This is a genomic window from Oceanicella actignis (assembly GCF_900111545.1).
Taxonomy (GTDB): domain Bacteria; phylum Pseudomonadota; class Alphaproteobacteria; order Rhodobacterales; family Rhodobacteraceae; genus Oceanicella; species Oceanicella actignis.
This window is the reverse complement of the sequence record NZ_FOHL01000002.1, coordinates 472,412-496,076: the sequence shown is the minus strand read 5'-3', so window position 1 is coordinate 496,076 and position 23,665 is coordinate 472,412. Positions and strand designations below refer to the sequence as shown.

Below are 23,665 nucleotides of genomic sequence, written 5' to 3'. Positions count from 1 at the left end.
CGCCAACCCGGCGGGTCTTCCGGTCCGCCATCCGACAAGGAGAGAAAGTCATGCGCATTCCCGCCCTGGCGGCCGCGACGGCCCTTGCCGCCGCCGCCGCTCATGCCGAAGGGGCCCTGAACATCTACAACTGGGGCAACTACACCAATCCCGAGCTGATCAAGAAGTTCGAGCAGACCTATGACGTCAAGGTCACCATCACGGAATACGACTCGAACACCACCGCCCTGACCAAGGTCGAGGCGGGCGGCCACGGCTTCGACATCGTCGTGCCCTCGCACAGCTTCGTGCCGATCTTCATCGAAAAGGGGCTGCTGCTCGAGACGCGCCCCGATCAGATGGAGAACTTCAAGAACGTCGATCCGGTCTGGGTCGACGTGCCCTGGGATCCGGGCCGGCGCTACACCGTGCCCTGGCAGTGGGGCTCGACGGGCATGGCGGTCAATGTCGACGCCTATGACGGCGACATCAACACCTCGGCCATCTTCCTCGATCCGCCGCCCGAGCTGGCGGGCAAGATCAACGTCGTGCCCGAGATGCAGGACGTGATCAACCTGGCGCTCTACTATGTCGGCGGCGAGGCCTGCACCGAGGACAAGTCCAAGCTCAAGGCCGCGCGCGACGCGCTGGTCGCGGCCAAGCCCAAATGGCTGTCGATGGATTACGGCACCACCGACAAGCTGGCCTCGGGCGAGTGGGTCGCCAGCGTGAACTGGAACGGCTCGACCTTCCGCGCGCGGCTGGCCAATCCGAAGGTCCGCTATGGCTACCCGCGCGAGGGCTATCCGCTGTGGATGGACTCGGTCGCCGTGCTGGCCGACGCGAAGAACGTCGAGAACGCCAAGCTGTTCCAGAACTTCATCATGGATCCCGAGAACGCGGCGCTGATCTCGGCCTTCGCGCGCTACTCGAACGGGATCAAGGGGTCGGACGCCTTCATGCCGCCCGAGATGAAGGACGCGCCCGAGATCAACCCGCCGGCCGAGCTGGCCGCCGCCGGGCGCTTCGGCCCCAGCTGCCCGAAGGAGATCCAGGCGATCTACACCGCCATCTGGACCGAGCTCCAGAAGTGAACCGCGGCCGGGGCGCGCGCGCCCCGGCCGACAGGCGCGGCTCAGGCGTCCAGAAAGCCTTCGAGAACGTTGACCGCGTTCACCCCGATCGCCTCGATCGCGTAGCCGCCCTCCATGCAGAACAGCGTCGGCAGGCCCAGCCGCCCGATGCGCCGGCCCGCATCGAGGAAATCGGGGCTGTCGAGCGTGAAGAAGCTGATCGGGTCGTCCTTGTAGGCGTCCACCCCCAGCGACACCACCAGCGCCTCGGCGCCGAAGGCGCGGATGCGCGCCAGCGCCGCGTCAAGCGCCTCGGCCCAGGGGCCGTAGCCCGCGCCCGGCGGCAGGGGCAGGTTCAGATTGGCGCCCTCGCCGGGGCCTTCGCCGGTCTCGTCCGAATAACCCAGATAGTAGGGGAAGGCGTGCTCGGGCGCGCCGTGGATCGAGGCGAAGAACACGTCGCCGCGGCGATAGAAGATGTCCTGCGTGCCGTTGCCGTGGTGAAAGTCGATGTCCAGCACCGCGACGCGCGCCACGCCGTCGGCGCGGAAGGCCTCGGCCGCCAGCGCCGCGTTGTTGATGAAGCAATAGCCGCCGAACATGTCGGCGGTGGCGTGGTGGCCCGGCGGGCGGCACAGGGCGAAGGCCGCCCGCGCCCCGCCCGCCACGATGCGCTGGGCGGTTTGCGCCACGGCCGCCGAGGACAGCGCCGCGGCCCAGGTTCCGGCGGTGATGGCCGTCTCGGCGGCCAGCGCGTAGAAGCCGACCTTGCCGTCGATGTTCGTGGGCGCGCGATCGGCGTTCATGCGCCGGGCGGGAAAGCTGGCGGGAATGATCTCGCCCGCGCAGCCGGCCCGCTTCCATTCGTCCCAGGCGTGTTCCAGAAACGCCAGGTAATCGGGCCGGCACAGGGCGCGGATGGGCGCCATGGCGACGGGATCGGGCGCGGCGATGTCGTTCAGGCCCCGCTCGCGCAGCCGCGCCAGGATGTATTCGACGCGGCTCGGCCGCTCGAAGGGCGTGACGAACTGGCCGGCATGCAGCTCGGCCTGCGGGAAGTGCAGGCGGTGGTCCTCGCTGCAGATGGTGCGCATGGCGTTTCCCTTCAGGCCCCCGGGGGCCGCTTCATCGGCCGGCCGCCCGACCACACGGCCTTCACCGCGCGGTCGTCGCCCAGGATCATGGTCGCGAACAGCGCCTCCCACACGTCGCGCGCCCGCGCGGCGCGCTGGGCGGCGACGGGCGTTGCGGCCAGGTCCAGCGCGACCAGGTCCGCTTCCAGGCCCGTCTCGAGCCGCCCGATCCGGTCGTCCAGCCGCATGACCCGCGCCGAGCCGGCCGTGGCCATCCACAAGAGCTGCGCCGGATGGAGCGGGGCGCCGCGCAGCTGGCTGATCTCGTAGGCCGAGCGCATGGTCGCCAGCATCGAGAAGCTCGACCCGCCGCCCACATCCGTCGCCAGCCCCACCGGCACGCCGCTGCGCGCAAGCCCGGCTACGTCGCACAGGCCCGAGCCGATGAAGGCGTTCGAAGTCGGGCAATGCGCGACGCCGGTTCCCGTCTCGGCCAGCGCCGCGCGCTCGCGCGCGGTCAGGTGAATGGCATGGCCCATGATCGCGCCGGGCCCGGCCAGCCCGCGCGCCTCATAGACGCCGAAATAGTCGGGATCCTCGGGGAACAGCTCGCGCACCCAGGCGATTTCGTCGGGCTGTTCGGACAGATGGGTCTGCATGAGGCAGTCGGGATGCGCGGCCCAGAGCGCCCCCGCCGCCTCGAGCTGCGCGGGCGTCGAGGTCGGGGCGAAGCGCGGCGTGACCGCGTATCCCAGCCGCCCGCGCCCGTGCCAGCGCGCGATCAGCGCCGCGCTTTCGTCATGGCCGCGGCGCGGGTCGTCGGTCAGGCCGGGGGGCGCGTTGCGGTCCATCATCACCTTGCCCGCGCACAGGCGCAGCCCCCGCGCCAGCGCCGCGGCGAACAGCGCGTCGGCGCTTTGCGGGTGCACGGTGCAATAGACGCAGGCGGCGGTGATGCCGTTGGCCAGGTTCAGATCGAGGTATAGCTCGGCCTGCGCGCGCGCGTGGTCGGGATCGGCGAAGCGCAGCTCCTCGGGGAAGGTGTAGGCGTTGAGCCAGTCGATCAGCCGCTTGCCCCAGCTGGCGATGATGCCGGTCTGGGGGTAATGCGCGTGGCAATCGACGAAGCCGGGGATGATGAGCGCATCGCCCATGTCCTCGACCCGCGCGCGCGGATGGGCGGCGCGCAGCGCGTCGGCCGGGCCGACGGCGGCGATGCGGCCTTCGCGCACAAGAACGCCCCCGCGCGAGTCATGCGCGGCGCAGTCCTCGGGCGGGACCAGGAAGGGATCTTCGCGCAGGCGCAGGGTCTGGCCAAGGATCAGCAGCTCGTCCTGCGAAGCTGCGCCGGGTTCGGCGGCGCCGGTCATGGGGTCTTCCATTCTTGCGGGTCGGGTCGGGCGCGGCTCAGACCTCTTCGAGGCGGTCGGTCGCGGGCGGCGGCGTGCGCGACAGGGCCGAGATGCGCGCGCGCAGCTCGTCGGTCATGTCGAACTCGGCCGCGGCCAGCGAGGGGCGCAGCTGCTCGAGCGAGCGCGCGCCGATGATGGGCGCCGTCACCGCCGGGTGCGCGCCCGCCCAGGCCACCGCCAGCGTCGCCGGATGCACGCCCAGCTCGCCGGCCAGGGCGACGAAGGCGCGGGCGGTCTCGTGCATCCAGTCCTCGCCATAGCGGGCGCGGTAGGCGGGGTTGACCGCAAGGCGGCCCGTCTCGCCGCGCAGATACTTGCCCGTCAGCAGCCCGCCGCCGAGGGGGCTGTAGGGGATGACCCCCAGCCCCTCGGCCTGGGCGAGGGGCAGCAGCTCGACCTCGGCCTGGCGCTTGACCAGCGAATACATGGGCTGGAGCACGTCGATGCGGCCCCAGCCGCGCAGCGCCTGAACGCCCAGCGCCGTCGCGACGCGCCAGGCGGGGTAGTTCGACAGGCCCAGATAGATCGCCTGGCCCGAACGCTGGATGTCCTCGAGCGCGCGCAGCCGGTCCTCGAGCCGGGCCGGGTCGGCGTCGTGATGCAGGAACAGAACGTCCACCCGATCGGTTCCCAGCCGGCGCAGGCTGGCCTCGACCTGGGCGCGGATCGCCCGCCGGCTCGATCCGCCGACCATGTGGCACTTGGTCGTCACCACCAGCGAGTCGCGCTCATGCGCCATGAGCCGGCCGAGGATGCGCTCGGCCTCGCCGCCGTTGTAGACGTTGGCGCAGTCGATGAAGTCCACTCCCGCGTCGCGGGCGGCGGCGTAGATGCGGGCGGCCTCGGCCTCGTCGGCGTCGCCGCCGAAGGACATCGTGCCAAGGCACAGGGCCGAGACCTCGACCCCCGTGGCTCCCAGAAGCTTGCGGCGCATGTCGGCTCCTTCGCATGGGGCGCCCGGCGCGCGGCCGGGCGCCGCCTATCGCGGATCACTTGGGCAGTTCGCCCTCGATCCCCTCGACGTAGAAGTTCATGCCGGCCAGCGTGGCGTCGTCGGCCACCTCGCCTTCCTTGAGCCAGACCGAGCCGTCCTGACGGCGGATCGGGCCGGTGAAGGGGTGCAGCTTGCCCGCCGCGATGGCCTCGATGGCGGCCTGCGCCTCGGCGCGCACCTCGGGGGGGATGCGCTCGGAGAAGGGCGCGAACTCGACCATGCCCGAGGCGATGCCGTCCCAGGTGTCCTGCGATTCCCAGGTTCCCTCAAGCACCGCCTTGGCGCGGCTGACATAGTAGGGTGCCCAGTTGTCGATGATCGCCGTCAGCTGCGCGTTGGGGCCAAAGCGCTTCATGTCCGAGGCCTGGCCGAAGGCGAAGATGCCCTTTTCCTCGGCCACGGTCATCGGCGCGGGGCTGTCGGTGTGCTGCATGATCACGTCCGCGCCCTGTTCGATCAGCGCGTTCGCCGCGTCGGCTTCCTTGCCCGGGTCGAACCAGGTGTTGACCCAGACGATCTTGAACTTGACGTCGGGGTTGACCGACCTGGCCGCCAGATAGGCGGCGTTGATGCCGCGCACCACCTCGGGGATGGGGAAGGAGGCGATGTAGCCGATGGTGTTGGTCTTGGTCATGCGCCCGGCGATCAGGCCGATCACATGCCGCCCCTCGTAGAAGCGCGCCGAGTAGGTCGAGACGTTGTGCGCGCGCTTGTAGCCGGTGGCGTGCTCGAACTTCACGTTCGGGAACTGCTTGGCCACCTTCAGCGTCGGGTTCATGAAGCCGAAGGAGGTGGCGAAGATCAGGTCGTGGCCCGCGCGCGCCATCTGGCGCAGGGCGCGTTCGGCGTCGGGGCCTTCGGGCACGCTCTCAAGATAGGTGGTCTCGACCTTGTCGCCCAGCGCGGCCTCGATGGCCTGGCGGCCCTGATCGTGCTGATAGGACCAGCCGAAATCGCCCACCGGGCCCACATAGATGAAGCCGACCTTGATCTTGTCGGCCGCTGCGGCGGCGCCCGCCAGGCCCAGCGCGGCGGCCGCGGCCAGAAGCGTTCGGGTGAGTTTCATGCGGTGACGTCTCCTCTGTCGGTTCTCGCGCGGCGGAGCCGGGCGCGCCGCGCCGGGCTCTCGGGCGGGAACGATACCCGCGTCGCGCCTTTGCGTCACCGTGCAATCTTCGCGCCCGGCGCTTGTGCGCGCCGTCAGCCGACGAGGGCGGCGCCGGCCCCGTCGCGCGGGTCGGCCAGCGGCGAGGGACGGGCGTGGCAGGGCTCGAGCGTCGCCTGCAGCCCCGCGCGCGCCCGCGCCGCCGCTTCGGACAACGAGCGGTCGTCGGCCCGGATCTCGGTCACCCCGAGGTGCGCGGCCGCGGCCCCGTCCTCGTCGATCAGCCGCTGGGCGACGCGCAGCGCCGCCACCGCCGCCGCGGGAGCGTCCGACTCGGGCAGGATGAGGGCGAGGACGTCCTCGGCGATGAAGGCCGCGATGTCGGACACGCGCAGATCGCGCAGCGCCAGGGGCGCGGCGCCCATGGGCGCGCGGGTGAACTCGATCAGCGCCAGCGCCGCGGGCCGGCCCTTGCGCGCCCGCAGACCCGCCGCGGCGCGCAGCGCGGCCTCGATCCCGGCCGGTCCGGGCGTCTGGGCGCCCGCCTGCGCCGCGATGGCGCGCGCATCGGGCGCGCCGCAATCCTTGCGCGAGGTCATGGTCTTCGCTCCCCTATCCATCCCACCGCGGACAGGATAGGGGCAAATCCCTAACGAAACGGGAACGCGCTCAGCCCTCGGCGCGGAAGGGCTTGCCCAGGCACGCCGGCGCCTCGGCCGCGCGGCGCCGGTCGCCCGAAATCAGCACCAGCACCAGGATCGTGGCCAGGTAGGGCGTCATCGACAGATACTGGCTCTGGATCGACACCCCCAGCGCCTGCAGGTTCAGCTGCACGATGGTCACGCCGCCGAACACATAGGCGCCCAGCAGCGCTCGCCAGGGCCGCCACGAGGCGAAGACCACGATGGCCAGCGCGATCCAGCCGCGGCCGGCGGTCATGCCCTCGACCCAGAGCGGGGTCTGCACCAGCGCCAGATACCCCCCGCCCAGCCCCGCGCAGGCGCCGCCGAACAGCACCGCGGCGAAGCGGATCGCCGTGACGCGGTAGCCGATGGCATGGGCGGCGTGGTGATTCTCGCCCACCGCGCGCAGGATCAGCCCCGCGCGGCTGCGCCCGAGCCACAGCCACGTCCCCGCCGTCAGCGCCAGCGACAGATAGACCAGCGGATCGTGCGAGAACAGCAGCCGCCCGAAGAAGGGCAGGTCCGACAGGGCCGGCAGCCAAAGGGCGGGAAACTCGGGCGCGGGCATGCCCGAATAGGGCTGTCCCAGCATCGCCGCCAGTCCCAGCCCGAACATGGTCAGCGCCAGCCCCGTGGCCACCTGGTTGGCCATCAGGATCAGCGCGAAGAAGGCGAAAACCGCCGACAGCGTCGCCCCGGCCGCCGCCGAGGCGACCACCCCCAGCAAGGGCGAGCCCGTCTCGACCGCCGCGGCGAAGCCGGCGATGGCGCCGACGATCATCATGCCCTCGACGCCCAGGTTCAGCACGCCCGACTTCTCGACCACCAGCTCGCCCAGCGCCGCGAAAAGCAGCGGCGTCGCGGCCACGATCAGCGCCGCGCCGATGGCGGCGGGGTTGAGAACGCTCAGATCCATCACGCGGACTCCGTGGCCGGGGCGGCGGCGCGGCGAAGGCGCAGGCGATGGTTGACGAAGACGTCCGCCCCCAGAAGGAAGAACAGCAGCATGCCCTGAAAGACCGAGATCGCCGCCGCGGGCAGCTGCATCTCGAGCTGCGCCGACTCGCCGCCGATATAGGTCAGCGCCATCACCCCGCCGGCCAGCACCACGCCGCCCGGATGCAGCCGCCCGAGAAAGGCGACGATGATGGCCGTGAAGCCGTATCCCGCCGGCAGACCCGGCACCAGCTGCCCGACGGGGCCCGCGGCCTCGAACACCCCCGCCAGCCCGGCCAGCGCGCCCGAGACGCCCATGCAGGCCAGCACCGCGCGCCGCTCGGAGAAGCCGGCGAAGCGGGCCGCGCGCGGCGCCTGCCCCATGACCTTGAGCGAAAAGCCGAAAACATGCCGCTGCAGCGCCAGCCAGGCCAGCCCCGCCACGGCCAGCGCGACCAGAACGCCGACATGGGCGCGCGTGCCCTCGATCAGGATCGGCATGGTGGCGCTGTCGTGAAACAGGCGCGATTCGGGAAAGTTGAATCCCTCGGGGTCGCGCAGCGGGCCGCCGACCAGCGCCGAGAGCCACAGCTCGGCCACATAGACCAGCATCAGGCTGACCAGGATCTCGTTCGTGTTGAAGCGGATGCGCAGGATGGCCGGGATCATCGCCCATGCGAAGCCGCCCAGCATGCCCGCCGCGCACATCATCGGCAGCACCCAGAGCCCCGGCGTGTCATATACGGCCAGCCCCGCCGCGCCGCCGGCGACGGCGCCGATGATGAACTGCCCCTCGGCGCCGATGTTCCACACGCCGGCGCGAAAGCCCAGGCTCAGCCCGACCCCGATCAGCACCAGCGGCGCGGCCTTGACCAGAAGCTCGGCGCGCGAGAAGGGCGAGAGCAGCGGCTCGACGAAGATGATCTCGACCGTGCGCAGCGGGTCCTTGCCCAGCGCGGCGAACAGGACCATGCCGAAGACCAGCGTCAGCAGCACCGCCGCGGGCGGCGTCGCCCAGACCATGAGCCGCGAGGGCTCCTTGCGCGGCTCAAGCCTCAGCATGCGCGACCTCCCCGCCCGTTCCGCCCATCATGCGCCCGATCTCCTCCACGCTCAGCTCGGCCATGGGACGCGGCGCGCTCAGCCGCCCGCCCGCCATCACGGCGAAGCGGGTGGAGATCTCCATCAGCTCGTCCAGATCCTGGCTCACCGCCAGAACCGCCGCGCCCGCCTCGGCCATGTCGCGCAGCGCCTGGCGGATCGCCGCCGCCGCGCCCGCATCCACGCCCCAGGTCGGCTGCGCCACCACCAGAACCGCGGGGTTCTGCATGATCTCGCGCCCGACGACGAATTTCTGCAGGTTGCCGCCCGACAGCGAGCGCGCCGCGTGCTCGACGCCGGCGGTGCGCACGTCGAAGCGCTCGACCACCGCGCGGGCGAAGCGCGCGGCCGCCCCAAGGCGCAGCACGCCCCCGCGCGAGGCCAGGCGCGCGCGCCGCCGGGCGGTCAGGATCGCGTTCTCGGTCAGGCTCATGTCCGGGACCGCCGCATGGCCCAGGCGCTCTTCGGGCGCCACGCACAGCCCCAGCCGGCGCCGCCGATCCGGCCCGAAGGCGCCGATCGGCGCGCCGTCCAGGCGGATGGCCTCGTGCTGGGCGCGGCGCTCGCCCGACAGGGCCTCGACGAACTCGTCCTGCCCGTTTCCGGCCACGCCGGCCACGCCCAGGATCTCGCCCGCGCGCAGATCGAACGAGATGTCGCGCAGCGCCGTGCCGAAGGGGCGGTCCGCCGGCAGGCTCAGCCCGCGCACCGTCAGCCGCACCTCGCCCGGCGCGGCCGAGAGCGGGCGCGTGGCGGCCAGCTCCTGCCCGATCATCATCTCGGCCAGGCTGCGCGCGCTTTCGCGGCGCGGATCGCAGCGGCCCGTCACGCGGCCATGGCGCAGGATGGTGGCGGCCTCGCACAGCTCGCGGATCTCGTCGAGCTTGTGCGAGATGTAGAGGATCGAGACCCCCTCGTCGCGCAGCTGGCGCAGCGTGCGGAACAGCTGCCCGACCTCCTGCGGGGTCAGCACCGAGGTCGGCTCGTCCATGATCAACAGCCGCGGCCGCTGCAAGAGGCAGCGCACGATCTCGACGCGCTGGCGCGCGCCCACCGACAGCTCGCCCACCCGCCGCTCGGGATCGAGCGGCAGGCCGTAGGCCGCCGACACCTTGCGGATGCGCTCGGCAAGGTCGGCGCCGGCCTCTTCGGGCGGCAGGCCCAGCGCCACGTTCTCGGCCACGGTCAGCGCGTCGAACAGCGAGAAATGCTGGAACACCAGCCCCACCCCCGCGCGCCGCGCCGCCCCCGGATCGGCCGGCGCGTGGGGCCGCCCCTCGAGGCGCATGACGCCCGCATCCGGGCGCATCGAGCCATAGATCATCTTGACCAGCGTGGACTTGCCTGCGCCGTTCTCGCCCAGAAGCGCGTGGATCTGGCCGCGCTCGACGGCGAAGCTGACCGCGTCGTTCGCCAGCACGCCCGGAAACCGCTTGGTCAGCCCCTCGACCTCAAGCAAAGCCGTCACGCCGTCGCCTCCCTCTCACGCATGCCGCGCCCCTCGGCCATGCGGGCGCGCCAGGCCAGCAGATCGGCCGCGATCGCCACCGCCACCTGCGCGGGCGCCTTGCCCAGCGCCGGATCGCCGATGGGGCAGGCCATGGCCGCCACCTGCGCCTCGTCATGGCCCAGCGCCCGCAGCCGGGCGCGAAAACGCGCCGCCTTGGTGCGCGAGCCGATCACCGCCAGCCGCGCGCAGCCGCGCCGCAGCGCCCGATGGCATATCTCCAAGTCGAGCGCATGGGAACAGGTCATCGCCACATGCACCGCCTGCGGCGGCGCCAGATCGACCGCATCGGCCGGATCGGGCGCGATCAGAACCCGCGCATGGGCGGGGGCCGGATCGGGAAAGCGCCCGCGCGCCGAGTCGATCCAGGTCAGCGCGAAGGGCAGGTCCTGCAGAACCCGCGCCAGCGCCCGCCCCACATGCCCCGCGCCATACAGAAAGAGCGGCGTCGGCGCCTCGGCCAGCGGCTCGAACAGCCAGGGCGGATCGCCCGGCGCGCAAACCGGGCCGGGCGCCGCGGCGGCGCCCCCTGCGCACGCCGCCGCCGCCAGCGCCGCCCGGATCGCCGCAGGCGCATCCGCGGCCCGCCCGACCCCGCCCAGAGGGCGGGCGAGGGCGGGCCGGCCCCCCGTCCGCCCGGCGCGCGCGCGCGCCTCGTCGGCCAGCGCCTCGAGCCGCGACAGAACATCCGCGTCCACCACCTCGTAGGCCAGCGTCGCCGCGCCGCCGCAGCACTGCCCCAGCGCCGGCCCCAGCGCATGGCTCTCGAGCCCCGAGCGGCCGCTTCCAAGCCGCCGGCGCGCCTCGGCCAGCGCCGCGAATTCCAGCGCGCCGCCGCCGATCGTGCCCGCGAAGCCGTCCGCCCAGACCAGCATCTGCGCGCCCGCCTCGCGCGGGGTCGAGCCGCGGGTCTGCGCCACGACCACCCGCGTCACGCGCCCATGGGCGGCCACGGCGGCGCGCAGCGCGTCGATGTCCAGCCCCGCGCCGCTCCCCGCGCTCATGGCCAGCGCTCGCCCCGCGCGCGGGCGATCGCGCGCAGCACCCGTTCGGGCGTGGCCGGCGCGTCCAGCGCCGGATAGGCCGGGCCGCACGACGCCGCCGCGTCCGACAGCGCCAGCCAGGCCGAGATGCCCAGCATCAGCGGCGGCTCGCCCACCGCCTTCGAGCGGTGGATCGTCGGCTCGCGATTCTCGCCGCGCTCCCAGATGCGGATGTTCATGCGCCGCGGCCGGTCGCCCGCCGCCGGAATCTTGTAGGTCGAGGGCGCATGGGTCCTGAGCCGGCCCGCCTCGTCCCAGACCAGCTCCTCCATGGTCAGCCAGCCCATGCCCTGCACGAAGCCGCCCTCGATCTGGCCCAGGTCGATCGCCGGGTTCAGCGAGCGGCCCACATCGTGCAGGATGTCGACCCGCTCGATGCGCCACTCGCCCGTCAGCGCATCGATCGCCGCCTCGGTCGCCGCGGCGCCGTAGGCGAAGTAGTAGAACGGACGCCCGCGCCCCGCCGCCCGATCCCAGCTGATGCGCGGCGTGGCGTAAAAGCCCGTGGCCGAGAGCGGCACGCGCGCCTCCCAGGCCATGCGCACGAGGTCGGGAAAGGCGATCTCCTCCTCGCCGACCCGGACGCGGCCGGGCAGAAAGCGCACCTGCTCGGCCGAGGTCTGGAAGCGCTCGGCGGCGAAGGCGGTCAGGCGGCGCTTGATCTTCTCGCACGCGTCGCGCACGGCCATGCCGTTCAGATCCGAGCCGCTCGAGGCCGCCGTGGCCGAGGTGTTCGCCGCCTTGCCCGTGTCGGTGGCGGTGATGCGCACGCGGTCGAGGTCGATCTGGAAGGCTTCGGCCGCCACCTGCGCGACCTTGACGAACAGGCCCTGGCCCATCTCGGTGCCGCCATGGTTCAGATGCACCGAGCCGTCGGTGTAGACATGCACCAGCGCCGCGGCCTGGTTCAGATGGGTCAGCGTGAAGCTGATGCCGAACTTGACGGGCGTCAGCGCCAGGCCGCGCCTGATGACCGGGTTGCGCGCGTTCCACTCGGCGATCTCGGCGCGGCGGCGCGCATAGCCGCAGCTCTCGGCCAGCTCGTCGACGATGTCGGCGATGACGCAATCCTCGACCGTCATGTGATAGGGCGTGAGCACCCGCGCCCCGCCGGGCGGATCGTAGAAGTTGCGCCGCCGCACCTCGAGCGGGTCCAGCCCCAGCTCGTGCGCGACATGGTCCATGACGCGCTCGATCCCCGCCATGCCCTGCGGGCCGCCGAAGCCGCGAAAGGCGGTGTTCGAGACCGTGTGCGTCCGGCACCGCCACGAGCGGATGCGCGCATGGGGCAGGTGATAGGCGTTGTCCGCATGCAGCATGGCCCGGTCGCACACCGGCAGGCTCAGATCCGTCGCCCACCCGCAGCGCGCCGCCTGGTCGAAGACGACCGCCAGAAGGCGGCCCTCGTCGTCGAAGCCGACCTCGTAGTCGATGCGGAAATCGTGCCGCTTGCCGGTGACCACGAAATCGTCGTCGCGGTCGTAGCGCATCTTGACCGGCCGCCCCAGCAGCCGCGCCGCCGCCGCCGTCAGGCAGGCCGGCGCGTTGCCCTGGCTTTCCTTGCCGCCGAAGCCCCCGCCCATGCGCCGCACCACCACGGTCACGGCGTTGAACGGAACGCCCAGCGCATGCGCCACCTTGTGCTGGATCTCGGTCGGGTGCTGGGACGAGGCGTGCACGGTCATCTCGTCGCCCTCGCCGGGCACGGACAGCGCCGCCTGTCCCTCGAGGTAGAAATGCTCCTGCCCGCCCAGCTCGACGCGCCCGCGCAGGCGGCGCGGGGCCGCGGCCAGGGCGGCCTCGGGATCGCCCTTGACCATCTCGCGCATGGGCTCGAGCAGGCTGCCCGCGGCCAGCGCCTGGTCGATGGTCAGAATGGCGGGCAGGTCCTGGTAGCGGATGCGCGCCTTGCGCGCGGCGCGGCGCGCGGCCAGGTGGCTTTCGGCGATCACCGCGAAGATCGGCTGGCCGTGGAAAAGCACCTCGTCCTCGGCCAGAAGCGGCTCGTCATGCGCCGAGGCCGACACGTCGTTCGCCCCCGGCAGGTCGCGCGCCGTCAGCACCGCCACCACGCCCGGCGCCTCGCGCACCTCGGTCAGGTCCAGCTCGAGAATGCGCGCATGGGCGCGCTCGGACAGGCCGAAGGCGGCGTGCAGACAGCCCGGCGGCTCGGGGATGTCGTCGACATAGACGGCCTCGCCGCGCACATGGCGCACGGCCGAATCGTGCGGAACGGGCGTCGCGACGCCGCCCTTGATGCGCTCGGGGCCCGTCATGCCGCGCCCTCCCGCGCGCCGGCCAGGCGCGTCGGCGCGCCGGGCGCCATGTCCTCGATCAGCCGCTTGCGCAGCAGCGCGCCGGCCGCGCGCAGGCGGTAGGCGGCCGAGGCGCGCATGTCGTCGATGGGCGAAAAGTCCTGCGCCAGGGCCGGCAGCGCCGCTTCGACCGTGCGCTCGGTCCAGGGCCGGCCGAGCAGCGCCTGCTCGAGCGCGCGCGCGCGCTTCGGCGTCGCCGCCATGCCGCCGAAGGCGATGCGCGCATGGCGCACGACGCCCTCCTCGACCGCGATGTCGAAGGCGCCCAGCACGGCGGTGATGTCCTGATCGAAGCGCTTCGAGATCTTCCAGCAGCGCAGCCGCTGCGGATCGGCGGGGCGGGGCAGGCGGATGGCGGTCAGCAGCTCGCCCGGCGCGCGGTCCTGGCGGCCGTAGTCGATGAAGAAATCCTCGAGCGGCAGGCTGCGCAGGCGCGCGCCATGGCGCAGCTCGATCCGCGCCCCCAGCGCGATGAGCGCCGGGGCCATGTCGCCGATCGGCGAGCCGTTGGCGATGTTGCCGCCGATGGTGCCGGCATTGCGCACCTGCACCGAGCCGATGCGGCGGATCAGCTCGCCCAGATCGGTCGCGGCGCGGGCCAGAACGGGGCGGGCATCGACATAGCGCACGCCCGCGCCGATGGTGATTTCATTTTCTCGGTCAATTATTTGCCGCAGCTCCTTGACCCGATGCGTGAAGATGAGCTCGGCCGGCTCGTCAAGCCGCTTGGTCAGCCACAGCCCCACATCCGTGGCCCCCGCCACCACCAGCGCCTGCGGCCGCTCGGCCGCCAGCGCGCACAGCGCCTCGAGCGAGGCGGGCGCGTGCGCCACGCAGCCGCCGCCCTCGAGGCGCAGATCCTCGTCATCCTCCATCCCGCGCAGCATGGCCGCCAGCGCCGCCTCGTCGGGCTCCCAGTCGGGGCGCGGGGCGGCGCGCGCCTGGCGCGCGGCCTCGAGCAGCGGACCGTAGCCCGTGCACCGGCACAGATTGCCCGCCAGCAGGTCGGGGGGCGAGTCGGCCTCGGGCGGCGCGCCGGGGCCGCAGGCGGCGTGGATCGACATGACGAAGCCGGGCGTGCAGAACCCGCATTGCGATCCGTGCAGGCGCACGATCGCCTCCTGCGCCGGGTGCAGACGGCCCGCGGGGGCCGCGCCCTCGACCGTGGTCACTGCGCAGCCGTCGAGCATCGGCAGAAGCTGGATGCAGGCGTTGAGCGCGCGCCGCGCCGGGCGTCCGTTCTCGAGCCGCGTGACGCTGACCGTGCAGGCGCCGCAATCGCCTTCGTTGCAGCCCTCTTTCGTGCCGGTCATGCGGCGCTCGACGCGCAGCCAGTCGAGCAGCGTCATGCGCGGATCGACCCCGCGCAGCTCGACCGCCCGTCCGTTGAGCAGCAAGCGGATGGCGTCGCGCATTCAGGACCCCCTGTAGGTGGAATAGCCGTAGGGCGAGAGCAGAAGCGGCACGTGGTAGTGCGCATCGGGGTCGTCCACGCCGAAGCGCACGGGCACGTCCGACAGGAATTTCGGGCTGGGCAGCGCCAGCCCCGCCGCGTCGAAATAGGCGCCGGCGTGGAAGACCAGCTCATACACGCCCCGGCGCAGCGCCGCGCCCTCGAGCAGCGGCGCGTCGCAGCGTCCGTCCTCGTTGGTCACGGCGTCGAGCAGGTGGTCGCGGCTGTCGACCGACAGCCGGTAAAGGCCGATGCGCAGCCCCGCGGCGGGGCGGCCGCGCGCGGTGTCGAGAACATGCGTGGTCAGGCGTCCCATGCGCCGATCCTCCGTGGCGTCGAGCGGAGCCGCGCCGCGCGTCATGCGTCCGAGTCGCGGCCCGACATGCGTCAAGTCAAACGCGCCGCGCGGCGCCGGGCAAGGATTTTTCCGTTTGGAAAAACTTTCGCGTCGCCCCCGGCCGATTCCCGGCCGATCAGTCGGCGCCGGGATCGGCCGCGGCGGCGGCGCGGCGCTCGACATGGATGAACCACAGGTTGCGCGCGTAGATGAAGAAGCCCAGCGACTGGCCGAGGATGAACACCGGATCGGCGCGATGGATGGCGTAGGCCAGCAGGATCGCCGCCCCCGCGATCGAGAACCACCAGAACGAGGTCGGCACCACCGAGCGCCGCGCCTTCTCGGAGGCCAGCCATTGCAGGAGGAAGCGCATCATGAACAGCAGCTGCCCGCCCAGCCCGATCGCGATCCAGGCGAGCTCGGCGGGCGTCTCGGCCCCCAGCCAGCGTCCCAGCGTCTCGATCACGGGTCGATCCGCTCGATGCGGGCCAGCTTGCGCCGGCGCAGCAGCCACCACACCCCGAACAGGTCCAGCGCCCCGACCATGGCCCGCCCCAGATTGGTGTAGTGCGAGCGGCCGGCCCCGCGCGGGCGGTGGCTGACGTCCACATGCGCCACCTCGTAGCCCTCGCGCCGCACGAGGGCGGGCAGGTAGCGGTGGATGTGGTCGAAGAAGGGCAGCTCGAGGAACACGTGCCGCGGAAAGGCCTTGAGCCCGCAGCCCGTGTCGCGCGTGTCGTCGCGCAGGATGCGCGCGCGCAGCGCGTTGGCCGTGCGCGAGGCCAGCCGCTTGGACAGCGTGTCCTGTCGCGCGACGCGCTGGCCCGCCACCAGCCCCAGCCGCCCCTCGCGGTCGGCCAGAAGCGGCGCGACCATGCGCGGGATCTCGGCCGGCGGGTTTTGCCCGTCGCCGTCCAGCGTGCAGATGATGGGCGCGCGCGCCGCCCGCACCCCCGACAGCACCGCCGCCGACTGGCCGCAGCTTTGCGCATGGCGCAGCTCGCGCAGCCAGGGATGGCGGCGGCGCGCCTCGGCGATGGCCTCGGCGGTGCCGTCGTCCGATCCGTCGTTGACGAAGATCGCCTCGAACGGGGCCAGGGGGGCGCAGGCCTCGGCGATCTCGTCGGCCAGCGCCATCACCGAGCCCGCCTCGTTCTTCATCGGGGCGATGACGGTGATGCGCGGCGTCTGGGGCTGGGGCCGTTCCATGGATGCGCTCATGCCTGCGCCGCGCTCAGCGCGCGAACTTCTTGTACTTGATGCGCTTGGGCTGCGCGGCGTCGGCGCCGAGGCGGCGGATCTTGTCGGCCTCGTATTCGGCGAAGTTGCCCTCGAACCACTCCACATGGCTGTCGCCCTCGAAGGCGAGGATGTGGGTGCACAGCCGGTCCATGAACCAGCGGTCGTGGCTGATGACCATGGCGCAGCCGGCGAACTGCTCGAGCGCGTCCTCGAGCGCGCGCAGCGTCTCGACGTCGAGGTCGTTCGAGGGCTCGTCCAGCAGCAGCAGGTTGCCGCCCTCGCGCAGCAGCTTGGCCATGTGCACGCGGTTGCGCTCGCCGCCCGACAGAAGGCCGACCTTCTTCTGCTGGTCCGGGCCCTTGAAGTTGAAGGCGCCGCAATAGGCGCGGCTGTTGACCTCGGCGTCGCCCAGCTTGATCACGTCGAGCCCGTCCGAGATCTCCTCCCACACGGTCTTGTTCGGGTCGAGCGCGTCGCGCGACTGGTCCACATAGCTCAGCTTGACCGTGTCGCCGAACTCGATCGTGCCGGCGTCGGGCTTCTCGTGGCCGGTGATCATGCGGAACAGCGTGGACTTGCCCGCGCCGTTGGGGCCGATCACGCCGACGATGGCGCCCGGCGGCAGGCTGAAGGACAGGTCCTCGATCAGCACGCGGTCGCCATAGGCCTTGGTCAGGCCGTTGACCTCGAGCACCTTCGAGCCCAGCCGCGGCCCGTTGGGAATGATGATCTGCGCGCGGCCCACGCGCTCGCGCTCGGACTGGTTGGCCAGCTGCTCGTAGGCCTTCAGGCGCGCCTTGGACTTGGCGTGCCGCGCCTTCGCGCCCTGGCGCACCCATTCGAGCTCGCGCGCCAGCGTGCGCTGGCGGGCCTTGTCCTCGCGCGCCTCCTGCTCGAGGCGCCTGGCCTTCTGCTCGAGCCAGGACGAGTAGTTGCCCTCGTAGGGAATGCCGCGCCCGCGGTCCAGCTCGAGGATCCAGCCGGTGATGTCGTCGAGGAAGTAGCGGTCATGGGTCACGATCAGGATCGTGCCCTTGTATTCGATCAGGTGCTTTTGCAGCCACAGGACCGTCTCGGCGTCGAGATGGTTGGTCGGCTCGTCCAGCAGCAGCATCTCGGGCGCCTCGAGCAGCAGCCGGCACAGCGCCACGCGGCGCTTCTCGCCGCCCGACAGCTTGCTCACGTCCGCGTCGTCGGGCGGGCAGCGCAGCGCCTCCATGGCCACGTCCACCTGCGCGTCCAGATCCCACAGGTTCTGCGCGTCGATCTGGTCCTGAAGGGCGGTCATCTCCTCCATCAGCTCGTCCGAGTAATCCTCGGCCAGCTTCATGGCGATCTCGTTGTAGCGGTCGACCAGGGCCTTCTTGGCCGCGACGCCGTCCATGACGTTCTCGCGTACGGTCTTCGTGGGGTCGAGCTCGGGCTCCTGCGGCAGGTAGCCCACGCGCACGCCCTCGGCCGCCCAGGCCTCGCCCTGAAAGTCCTTGTCGATGCCGGCCATGATGCGCAGCAGCGTGGACTTGCCCGCGCCGTTGACGCCGACGACGCCGATCTTCACGCCGGGCAGGAAGTTGAGGCGGATGTTCTCGAAGCACTTCTTGCCGCCGGGGTAGGTCTTGGAGACCCCGTCCATGTGATAGACGTACTGGTAGGAGGCCATCTGCGCGCCCTTGATGCTTGAAACGGTCTTCGCCGCCCGTCTATCGGTTTCCGGCCGCGGGCGCAACGGCGCGCCCGGCCCGGCGCCGCGCAAGGGGGCGCCGGGGGCGCGGGCCGGGCGAGGGGCCCGGAGCGGAGCGAGGATCGGGCCCCACGGGCCGAGCGGAGGGATGCGCATGCGCGAGGGATTGCCGGAGAACCCCGACGGGCTGCGCATCGGGCTGCTGGGGGGCTCGTTCGATCCGCCGCATGAGGGGCACGCGCTGATCTCGCGCCGGGCGCTGGCGACGCTGGGGCTCGACCGGGTCTGGTGGCTGCCGACGCCGGGCAACCCGCTCAAGCCGCGGCCGCCGGCGGATCTTGCGCGGCGCCTGGCGGCGTGCCGGCGCGCGGCGCCGGGGCCGCGCGTCAAGGTCACCGACATCGAGGCGCGCCTGGGAACGCGCTATACGGTCGACACGCTGCGGCATCTGCGCGCCATGTGCCCGCGCACGCGCTTCGTGTGGCTGATGGGCGCCGACAACCTGGCGCAACTGCACCGCTGGCGCCGCTGGGACGAGATCATGCGCCTCGTCCCCGTGGCGGCCTTCGCGCGCCCCGGCGCCATGGTGGCGGCGGGGCTGTCGCCGGCGGCGCAGCGCTTTGCGCGCGCGCGGCTGCGGCCCGAGGCGGCGCGCGCGCTGGCCTTGGCCGACCCGCCCGCATGGACGCTGCTGCCCGGCCCGACAAGCCCGCTCTCCTCGACCATGATCCGCGCTTCCGGCGCGTGGCCCTGAAGGGCGCGTTCGGCGGCGTCCGGCTCCGGCAGGGTGCGGGCGACGTCGCCGTTGGGGCCGCCTCCTTCGCGCCGGGCGGCGCGCGAGGGCGGCCGCTTCGGACGAGAGCGGGGGCGGCCGCCCGCGCAAGCACCGGTCGCCCGCGCAACGGCCGGTCGCCAGAGCGCAACCGGGCGCGCGCCATGGCTTCGGGCCCCTTGTCCGGCCGCGGCCTCCCCCACTGCGCCCAGCCTCTGCACCCCGTCTCTGCGCCAGTCGCCGCGCCCGCCTGGCGCGCCGGCCTCGTCGCGCCGCTGGCCTTCGCGTTCCAGCTTTCGCCGGCCCGGCGCCGGACCCCGGACGGCGTCTGCGCGTCGCGCCCTGCGTTGCGCCTTCGGCGCGCGCGGGGCATGATCGCGTCTGCGGCGCATGTCTCGCCGCGCAAGGCCGGAGCGCGCATGCCCATCTCTCGAGCGTCCAAGCCCCCCTTCAGCCTTCGCCGCGCCGCCGCGCTTCTTGGCTGGCTGGCGGCCCTGGCCTCGGCCGGCCCGCTCTGGGCGGCGGGCGCGCCGCGCGCGGCGCCGACGCCCGCCGCGCGCCCGGGCTCGGAAACGCCGCTCGACGCCGGCGCGATCGTCGCCCGGCTTGCGCCCTCGGGGCGCGCGGGCTTTGCGCTGATCGACCTGCAAAGCGGCGCCATGGTCGAGGGGCGCGAGGCCGCCCGCCCCTTTCCGCCCGCCTCGACGGCCAAGGCCGTGGCCGCAGCCCGGGCCCTGGCCGCGCTGGGGCCCGAGGCGCGCTTCGTCACGCGGCTGGTCGCCTCGGCCCCGCCGCGCGAGGGGGTGCTGCGCGGCGATCTGGCGCTGGCGGGGGGCGGCGATCCCGAGCTCGATTCGGACGCGCTGGCCGAGATGGCCGCCCAGGCCGCCGCGCGCGGGCTGCGCCGCGTCGAGGGCGCCTTCCTGGCCGATCGCGGCGCGCTGCCGGCGGGGCCGCGCATCGACCCCGAACAGCCCGAGCAGGCCGCCTACAACCCGGCCTATTCGGGGCTGAGCCTGAACTTCAACCGCGTCCTCTTCTCGTGGGGCGCGGAGGGCTCGGCCGACGGCGCGGCGGGCGGCCTGCGGCTCGAGGCGCGGGCGCTGCGCGCCTCGCCCGCGGTGACGGGGATCGTGATCGACGCGGCGCCGGCCCCCTCGGCGCCGCTGTTCCAGCGCGAGGACGGACGCGGCGACGCGCCCGAGCGCGAGCTGTGGCAGGTCAACGCCGAGGCGCTGCGCCCGGCCGAGGGGCGGCGCTGGCTGCCCGTGCGCCATCCCGAGCTTTACGCCGCCGAGGCGCTGCGCGCGCTGGCGGACGAGGCGGGGGTGAGCCTGCCCGCGCCGCGCCTGGGCGCCGCGCCGTCGCCAGGCGTCGAGCTGGCCCGCCGCGAGAGCCGGCCCCTGCGCCAGATCCTGCGCGCCATGCTGCGCCATTCGACCAACCTGACGGCCGAGCTCGTCGGGCTGGCCGCCGACGCGGCCGAGGGCCGGGCCGGGCCGCGGGCCGAGGAGGCGGATCCTCTGGCGGCCGCGGGGGCGCGCAGCTCGGCCTGGGCGGCGCGGCTGGCGGGGGCGGCGCCCGCGTCCATCAAGCTGCGCAACCATTCGGGGCTGAGCGCGCAATCGCGCGTCACGCCCGCGGCCATGGCGGCCTTCCTGCGCGCGGCGGCGCGCGGGGCGCTGGGGCCGCGCGCGCGCTCGCCCGAGCTTGACGCCGAGGCGGCCGAAGCGCCCGCGCCCGGCCCGCTGGCGGCGCTCTTGCGGCCGCTGCCGCTGCGCGCCGCGCCCGGCGAGCCGCCGGTCCCCGAGGACGCCGCCGCGGTCGCCAAGACGGGCACGCTGCTTTATGCGCGGGGGCTGGCGGGATATCTGCGCGCCGGGTCTGGCCGCGTCTACGCCTTCGCCATCTATTCCGAGGATCTCGAGCGCCGCGCGCGCCTGGCGGATCTGAGCCGCGCCGACCACGCGGCGCGCGCATGGATGACCCGGGCCGTGGCCTTCGAACGCGCGCTGCTGCGCAGCTGGGCCGTCCGTTTCTGAGCCGCGCGAGGGGGCGCGCCGCCCACGGCCCGCCCGCCCCTCGCGCCGCGGGCGGGGCCGACCCCGCGCCTGGCGGTCCGCGCCGGGCGGCGGCCGGTCCATGGCCGCCGGCCCGTGCGCCTCAATCCGTGCGCGCCGGAGCCATCATGGCGGTCCCTGCGCGTCGCTGCGCACAAGCCGATCCGCGCATGTGGCGCGCCTTGCGCCCCATGTCCGCGACGGTCCATGCGAGGCAGGCCGGGCGGTTCCGTTCCTGGCCGGCCGCCCGGCAGGCTTCGGCCCCTGCGCATCGATCCGGGCGCGTCGGCCCCTGCGGGTGTGACCCTGCGCGTCGCTCTGAAAAAGTCGGCCCGCGCAGGTCGCGCGCATGTGTCGGGCGCTTCGCGCTCGATGACCGCGCCGGTCCGCGCGGGGCGCGCCGGGCGGGTCCGTTCCGGGCCGGTCGCCCGGCTGGCTTTCGCCCGCGCGCGTCAATCCGCGCGCTTCGGTGGGATCCCTTCAGTCCGGGCGCGTCGATCCGCGCAAGGCGCTCGGCGCAAGTCAGTCCGCGCGCGGAATGCGCATGTGGCGCGCGCGTGCGCCGCGCTCGATGGCCGCGGCGGCCAGGCGGCCGACGTTCAGCTCGTGGCGCACCATCTCCAGAAACCGCAGCTCGGTCATCTTGACCCGCCCGTCCGCCGCCGCCACGTCGCAGGCCATGGCGTAGGCGGTCTCGCCCAGCTCGTCGGGCAGGGCCTCGCGCACAAGGCCCAGTATGGCGTCGAGGCCGTCCTCCTCGGACAGCATGTCCATCACCATGCGCGAGACCATCGCCACGCGGTCGGGGTCGTAGCCCTCGAAGGCGGGCATGGCGCTCACGATCCGCTCGATCGAGAGCAGCTCGGGCGTGGAAAGCCGCTGATCGGCCGCCGAGGTCGTCACCATCACCGCCACCAGGGCGTCCTGCGGGGTCAGGACCGTCATCGCTTCGCCTCCTGCCAGAGCGCCGCCTGTCGCGGGGCGCGCGCGCACGATATTGACCGCGACGCGCGCGGGCAATAGGAACTGGGGCCCGCGCGCGCCAGCCCGCCGCGCGCGCCGCCGCCCGCCCCGCGCCCGTCCCGCGCCGCGCCCGGCGCGGCCCCCCCTTGCGGGCCATGCGCGGGCGCCGCCCCGCCGATTTTCGAAGGACGAACGCCGATGACCAAGCTGCGCGAAGCCGCGATGACCTCCCGGGCCTGGCCTTTCGAGGAAGCGCGCCGGCTGGTCAAACGCTACGAGAAGAAGCCCCCCGAGAAAGGCTACGTGCTGTTCGAGACCGGCTACGGCCCCTCGGGGCTGCCGCATATCGGCACCTTCGGCGAGGTGGCGCGCACGACCATGGTGCGCCGCGCCTTCGAGGCCCTCTCGGACATCCCCACCCGGCTGCTGTGCTTCTCGGACGACATGGACGGGCTGCGCAAGGTGCCCTCGAACGTGCCGAACCGCGAAGAGCTGGAAAAGGACCTGAACCTGCCGCTGACGCGCGTGCGCGACCCCTTCGGCACGCATGAAAGCTTCGGCGCGCACAACAACGCGCGCCTGCGCGCCTTTCTCGACCAGTTCGGCTTCGACTACGAGTTCGCCTCCTCGACCGAGTATTACCGCTCGGGCCGCTTCGACGAGATGCTGCTGCGCTGCCTCGAGAAGTTCGACGAGATCATGGCCATCATGCTGCCCACCCTGGGCGAGGAGCGCCGGGCCACCTATTCGCCCTTCCTGCCCATCAGCCCCAAGACGGGGCATGTGCTGCAGGTCCCGACGCTCGAGCGCAACCTCAAGCGCGGCACGATCGTGTATGCCGAGCCCGACGGCGAGCGCGTCGAGATCCCCGTCACCGGCGGGCATGTGAAGCTGCAGTGGAAGCCCGACTGGGCCATGCGCTGGGCCGCGCTCGGCGTCGATTACGAGATGCACGGCAAGGACCTGATCCCCTCGGCGCAGATCGGCGCGAAGATCTGCCGCGTGCTTGGCCGCCCGACGCCCGAGCTGTTCAACTACGAGCTGTTCCTGGACGGCGAGGGGCAGAAGATCTCGAAGTCGAAGGGCAACGGGCTGACCATCGAGGAGTGGCTGACCTACGCCAGCCCCGAGAGCCTGCAGCTGTTCATGTATCAAAAGCCCAAGGCCGCCAAGCGCCTGCACTGGGACGTGATCCCCAAGGCGGTGGACGAATACCACGCCCATCTGCGCGCCTATCCCGAGCAGAGCCTCGAGGACCGGCTGCGCAACCCGGTCTGGCATATCCACGCCGGCCAGCCGCCCGCCTCGGACATGGTGGTGCCGTTCTCGATGCTGCTGAACCTGGCCTCGGCCGCCGGCGCCGAGGACAAGGCGACCATGTGGGGCTTCATCCGCAAATACGCCCCGGACGCCGCCCCCGAGACGCACCCGATGCTGGATCAGGCGGCGGGGCACGCGGTGGCCTACTACAACGACAAGGTCAAGCCGACCAAGACCTACCGCGCCCCGACCCCGGCCGAGGCCGCCGCGCTGGCCGATCTGCGCGCGCGCCTGCGCGCCTGGCAGGGCGGGGCGGATGCCGAGGCGCTGCAGGACATGGTCTATCAGGTGGGCAAGGACCATGGCTTCGAGAACCTGCGCGACTGGTTCAAGGCGCTTTACGAGGTGCTGCTGGGCGCCAGCCAGGGCCCGCGCTTCGGCGGCTTCATCGCGCTTTACGGGGTCGAGGAGACCGCCGACCTGATCGACCGCGCGCTGGAAGGCCGCCTGACCGATTGATCCGGGCAAGGCCCGGCACCCAGCGGCGGCGCCGGGCCTTGCCTTGGCGCGCCGCGCGCCCGCATGGCGGCCGGCGGCGAAGACGTGCGGCGAAGAACCGCCGGGAAACTGAGGGGCGAAAAGCCGCCCGATACGCAAAAGGCCCCGCCATGGCGGG

At 72.9% G+C, this 23,665-nt stretch carries 20 protein-coding genes; 4 read left to right on the top strand and 16 right to left on the bottom strand.

Annotation, left to right across the window (positions count from 1 at the left end; translation table 11 throughout):
• Window positions 1–50 precede the first annotated feature (50 nt).
• A complete protein-coding gene (locus tag BMW67_RS04955; RefSeq protein WP_072745678.1) occupies window positions 51–1,073 on the top strand; it encodes an extracellular solute-binding protein in 1,023 nt (340 codons plus the stop codon).
• Between the two features lie 41 nt (window positions 1,074–1,114).
• On the opposite strand, the gene BMW67_RS04950 is transcribed toward BMW67_RS04955, so the two are convergent.
• From BMW67_RS04950 to ettA, 15 genes are all read right to left on the bottom strand, one after another.
• Window positions 1,115–2,146, bottom strand: a complete 1,032-nt coding sequence (locus BMW67_RS04950; RefSeq protein ID WP_072746066.1) for a histone deacetylase family protein — start codon at window positions 2,144–2,146, stop codon at window positions 1,115–1,117.
• Window positions 2,147–2,157: 11 nt separating this feature from the next.
• Entirely contained in the window at window positions 2,158–3,495 is a 1,338-nt protein-coding gene (gene guaD, locus BMW67_RS04945) for a guanine deaminase (RefSeq protein ID WP_072745679.1), read from the bottom strand.
• Window positions 3,496–3,532: 37 nt separating this feature from the next.
• Window positions 3,533–4,471 (bottom strand): aldo/keto reductase, encoded by a 939-nt coding sequence (locus BMW67_RS04940; RefSeq protein WP_072745680.1) that lies wholly within the window; start codon window positions 4,469–4,471, stop codon window positions 3,533–3,535.
• A 55-nt stretch (window positions 4,472–4,526) separates the two neighbouring features.
• Window positions 4,527–5,597, bottom strand: a complete 1,071-nt coding sequence (locus BMW67_RS04935; protein WP_072745681.1) for a BMP family ABC transporter substrate-binding protein — start codon at window positions 5,595–5,597, stop codon at window positions 4,527–4,529.
• 134 nt (window positions 5,598–5,731) lie between these two features.
• Window positions 5,732–6,235, bottom strand: coding sequence for a hypothetical protein (locus tag BMW67_RS04930; RefSeq protein WP_072745682.1), 504 nt, complete (start codon window positions 6,233–6,235; stop codon window positions 5,732–5,734).
• A 70-nt stretch (window positions 6,236–6,305) separates the two neighbouring features.
• A complete protein-coding gene (locus BMW67_RS04925; protein ID WP_072745683.1) occupies window positions 6,306–7,235 on the bottom strand; it encodes an ABC transporter permease in 930 nt (309 codons plus the stop codon).
• Window positions 7,235–8,317: an ABC transporter permease gene (locus BMW67_RS04920; protein WP_072745684.1), complete on the bottom strand. Its 1,083-nt coding sequence runs from the start codon at window positions 8,315–8,317 to the stop codon at window positions 7,235–7,237. Before BMW67_RS04920 ends, BMW67_RS04925 begins: the two co-directional genes overlap by 1 nt.
• A complete protein-coding gene (locus BMW67_RS04915; protein WP_072745685.1) occupies window positions 8,304–9,824 on the bottom strand; it encodes an ABC transporter ATP-binding protein in 1,521 nt (506 codons plus the stop codon). The genes BMW67_RS04920 and BMW67_RS04915 overlap by 14 nt, the downstream gene beginning before the upstream one ends.
• On the bottom strand, window positions 9,821–10,867 hold the full coding sequence (gene xdhC / locus BMW67_RS04910; protein WP_072745686.1) for a xanthine dehydrogenase accessory protein XdhC: 1,047 nt from the start codon (window positions 10,865–10,867) through the stop codon (window positions 9,821–9,823). The genes BMW67_RS04915 and xdhC overlap by 4 nt, the downstream gene beginning before the upstream one ends.
• The gene (gene xdhB / locus BMW67_RS04905; protein ID WP_072745687.1) at window positions 10,864–13,182 is read right to left on the bottom strand and encodes a xanthine dehydrogenase molybdopterin binding subunit; all 2,319 of its coding nucleotides are present in this window, start codon (window positions 13,180–13,182) and stop codon (window positions 10,864–10,866) included. Before xdhB ends, xdhC begins: the two co-directional genes overlap by 4 nt.
• Window positions 13,179–14,636: a xanthine dehydrogenase small subunit gene (xdhA, locus tag BMW67_RS04900; RefSeq protein ID WP_072745688.1), complete on the bottom strand. Its 1,458-nt coding sequence runs from the start codon at window positions 14,634–14,636 to the stop codon at window positions 13,179–13,181. The genes xdhB and xdhA overlap by 4 nt, the downstream gene beginning before the upstream one ends.
• Entirely contained in the window at window positions 14,637–14,990 is a 354-nt protein-coding gene (gene uraH, locus BMW67_RS04895; protein ID WP_072745689.1) for a hydroxyisourate hydrolase, read from the bottom strand.
• A 157-nt stretch (window positions 14,991–15,147) separates the two neighbouring features.
• Complete coding sequence (locus tag BMW67_RS04890; protein ID WP_072745690.1) at window positions 15,148–15,477, bottom strand: lipid-A-disaccharide synthase N-terminal domain-containing protein; 330 nt, start codon at window positions 15,475–15,477, stop codon at window positions 15,148–15,150.
• On the bottom strand, window positions 15,474–16,220 hold the full coding sequence (locus tag BMW67_RS04885) for a glycosyltransferase family 2 protein (protein WP_072745691.1): 747 nt from the start codon (window positions 16,218–16,220) through the stop codon (window positions 15,474–15,476). Before BMW67_RS04885 ends, BMW67_RS04890 begins: the two co-directional genes overlap by 4 nt.
• 25 nt (window positions 16,221–16,245) lie before the next feature.
• Entirely contained in the window at window positions 16,246–17,913 is a 1,668-nt protein-coding gene (ettA, locus tag BMW67_RS04880) for an energy-dependent translational throttle protein EttA (protein WP_072745692.1), read from the bottom strand.
• 175 nt (window positions 17,914–18,088) lie between these two features.
• Between ettA and BMW67_RS04875 the strand changes: the two genes are divergently transcribed.
• On the top strand, window positions 18,089–18,688 hold the full coding sequence (locus BMW67_RS04875) for a nicotinate-nucleotide adenylyltransferase (protein ID WP_072746067.1): 600 nt from the start codon (window positions 18,089–18,091) through the stop codon (window positions 18,686–18,688).
• Window positions 18,689–19,125: 437 nt separating this feature from the next.
• The gene (locus tag BMW67_RS04870) at window positions 19,126–20,748 is read left to right on the top strand and encodes a D-alanyl-D-alanine carboxypeptidase (RefSeq protein ID WP_083581051.1); all 1,623 of its coding nucleotides are present in this window, start codon (window positions 19,126–19,128) and stop codon (window positions 20,746–20,748) included.
• Window positions 20,749–21,288: 540 nt separating this feature from the next.
• Here BMW67_RS04870 and BMW67_RS04865 read toward each other — a convergent pair.
• Window positions 21,289–21,711: a tellurite resistance TerB family protein gene (locus BMW67_RS04865; protein WP_072745693.1), complete on the bottom strand. Its 423-nt coding sequence runs from the start codon at window positions 21,709–21,711 to the stop codon at window positions 21,289–21,291.
• A 216-nt stretch (window positions 21,712–21,927) separates the two neighbouring features.
• Between BMW67_RS04865 and BMW67_RS04860 the strand changes: the two genes are divergently transcribed.
• Window positions 21,928–23,508, top strand: coding sequence for a lysine--tRNA ligase (locus BMW67_RS04860; RefSeq protein WP_072745694.1), 1,581 nt, complete (start codon window positions 21,928–21,930; stop codon window positions 23,506–23,508).
• The last annotated feature ends 157 nt before the right edge of the window (window positions 23,509–23,665 follow it).

Coding starts and splice junctions, on each gene's coding strand:
- BMW67_RS04930 (WP_072745682.1), bottom strand. CDS start 6,235: ATGACCTCGCGCAAGGATTGCGGCGCGCCCGATGCGCGCGCCATCGCG.
- BMW67_RS04950 (WP_072746066.1), bottom strand. CDS start 2,146: ATGCGCACCATCTGCAGCGAGGACCACCGCCTGCACTTCCCGCAGGCC.
- BMW67_RS04865 (WP_072745693.1), bottom strand. CDS start 21,711: ATGACGGTCCTGACCCCGCAGGACGCCCTGGTGGCGGTGATGGTGACG.
- uraH (WP_072745689.1), bottom strand. CDS start 14,990: ATGGGACGCCTGACCACGCATGTTCTCGACACCGCGCGCGGCCGCCCC.
- BMW67_RS04885 (WP_072745691.1), bottom strand. CDS start 16,220: ATGGAACGGCCCCAGCCCCAGACGCCGCGCATCACCGTCATCGCCCCG.
- BMW67_RS04940 (WP_072745680.1), bottom strand. CDS start 4,471: ATGCGCCGCAAGCTTCTGGGAGCCACGGGGGTCGAGGTCTCGGCCCTG.
- BMW67_RS04875 (WP_072746067.1), top strand. CDS start 18,089: ATGCGCGAGGGATTGCCGGAGAACCCCGACGGGCTGCGCATCGGGCTG.
- ettA (WP_072745692.1), bottom strand. CDS start 17,913: ATGGCCTCCTACCAGTACGTCTATCACATGGACGGGGTCTCCAAGACC.
- guaD (WP_072745679.1), bottom strand. CDS start 3,495: ATGACCGGCGCCGCCGAACCCGGCGCAGCTTCGCAGGACGAGCTGCTG.
- BMW67_RS04920 (WP_072745684.1), bottom strand. CDS start 8,317: ATGCTGAGGCTTGAGCCGCGCAAGGAGCCCTCGCGGCTCATGGTCTGG.
- xdhB (WP_072745687.1), bottom strand. CDS start 13,182: ATGACGGGCCCCGAGCGCATCAAGGGCGGCGTCGCGACGCCCGTTCCG.
- BMW67_RS04955 (WP_072745678.1), top strand. CDS start 51: ATGCGCATTCCCGCCCTGGCGGCCGCGACGGCCCTTGCCGCCGCCGCC.
- BMW67_RS04860 (WP_072745694.1), top strand. CDS start 21,928: ATGACCAAGCTGCGCGAAGCCGCGATGACCTCCCGGGCCTGGCCTTTC.
- xdhA (WP_072745688.1), bottom strand. CDS start 14,636: ATGCGCGACGCCATCCGCTTGCTGCTCAACGGACGGGCGGTCGAGCTG.
- xdhC (WP_072745686.1), bottom strand. CDS start 10,867: ATGAGCGCGGGGAGCGGCGCGGGGCTGGACATCGACGCGCTGCGCGCC.
- BMW67_RS04935 (WP_072745681.1), bottom strand. CDS start 5,597: ATGAAACTCACCCGAACGCTTCTGGCCGCGGCCGCCGCGCTGGGCCTG.
- BMW67_RS04870 (WP_083581051.1), top strand. CDS start 19,126: ATGCCCATCTCTCGAGCGTCCAAGCCCCCCTTCAGCCTTCGCCGCGCC.
- BMW67_RS04925 (WP_072745683.1), bottom strand. CDS start 7,235: ATGGATCTGAGCGTTCTCAACCCCGCCGCCATCGGCGCGGCGCTGATC.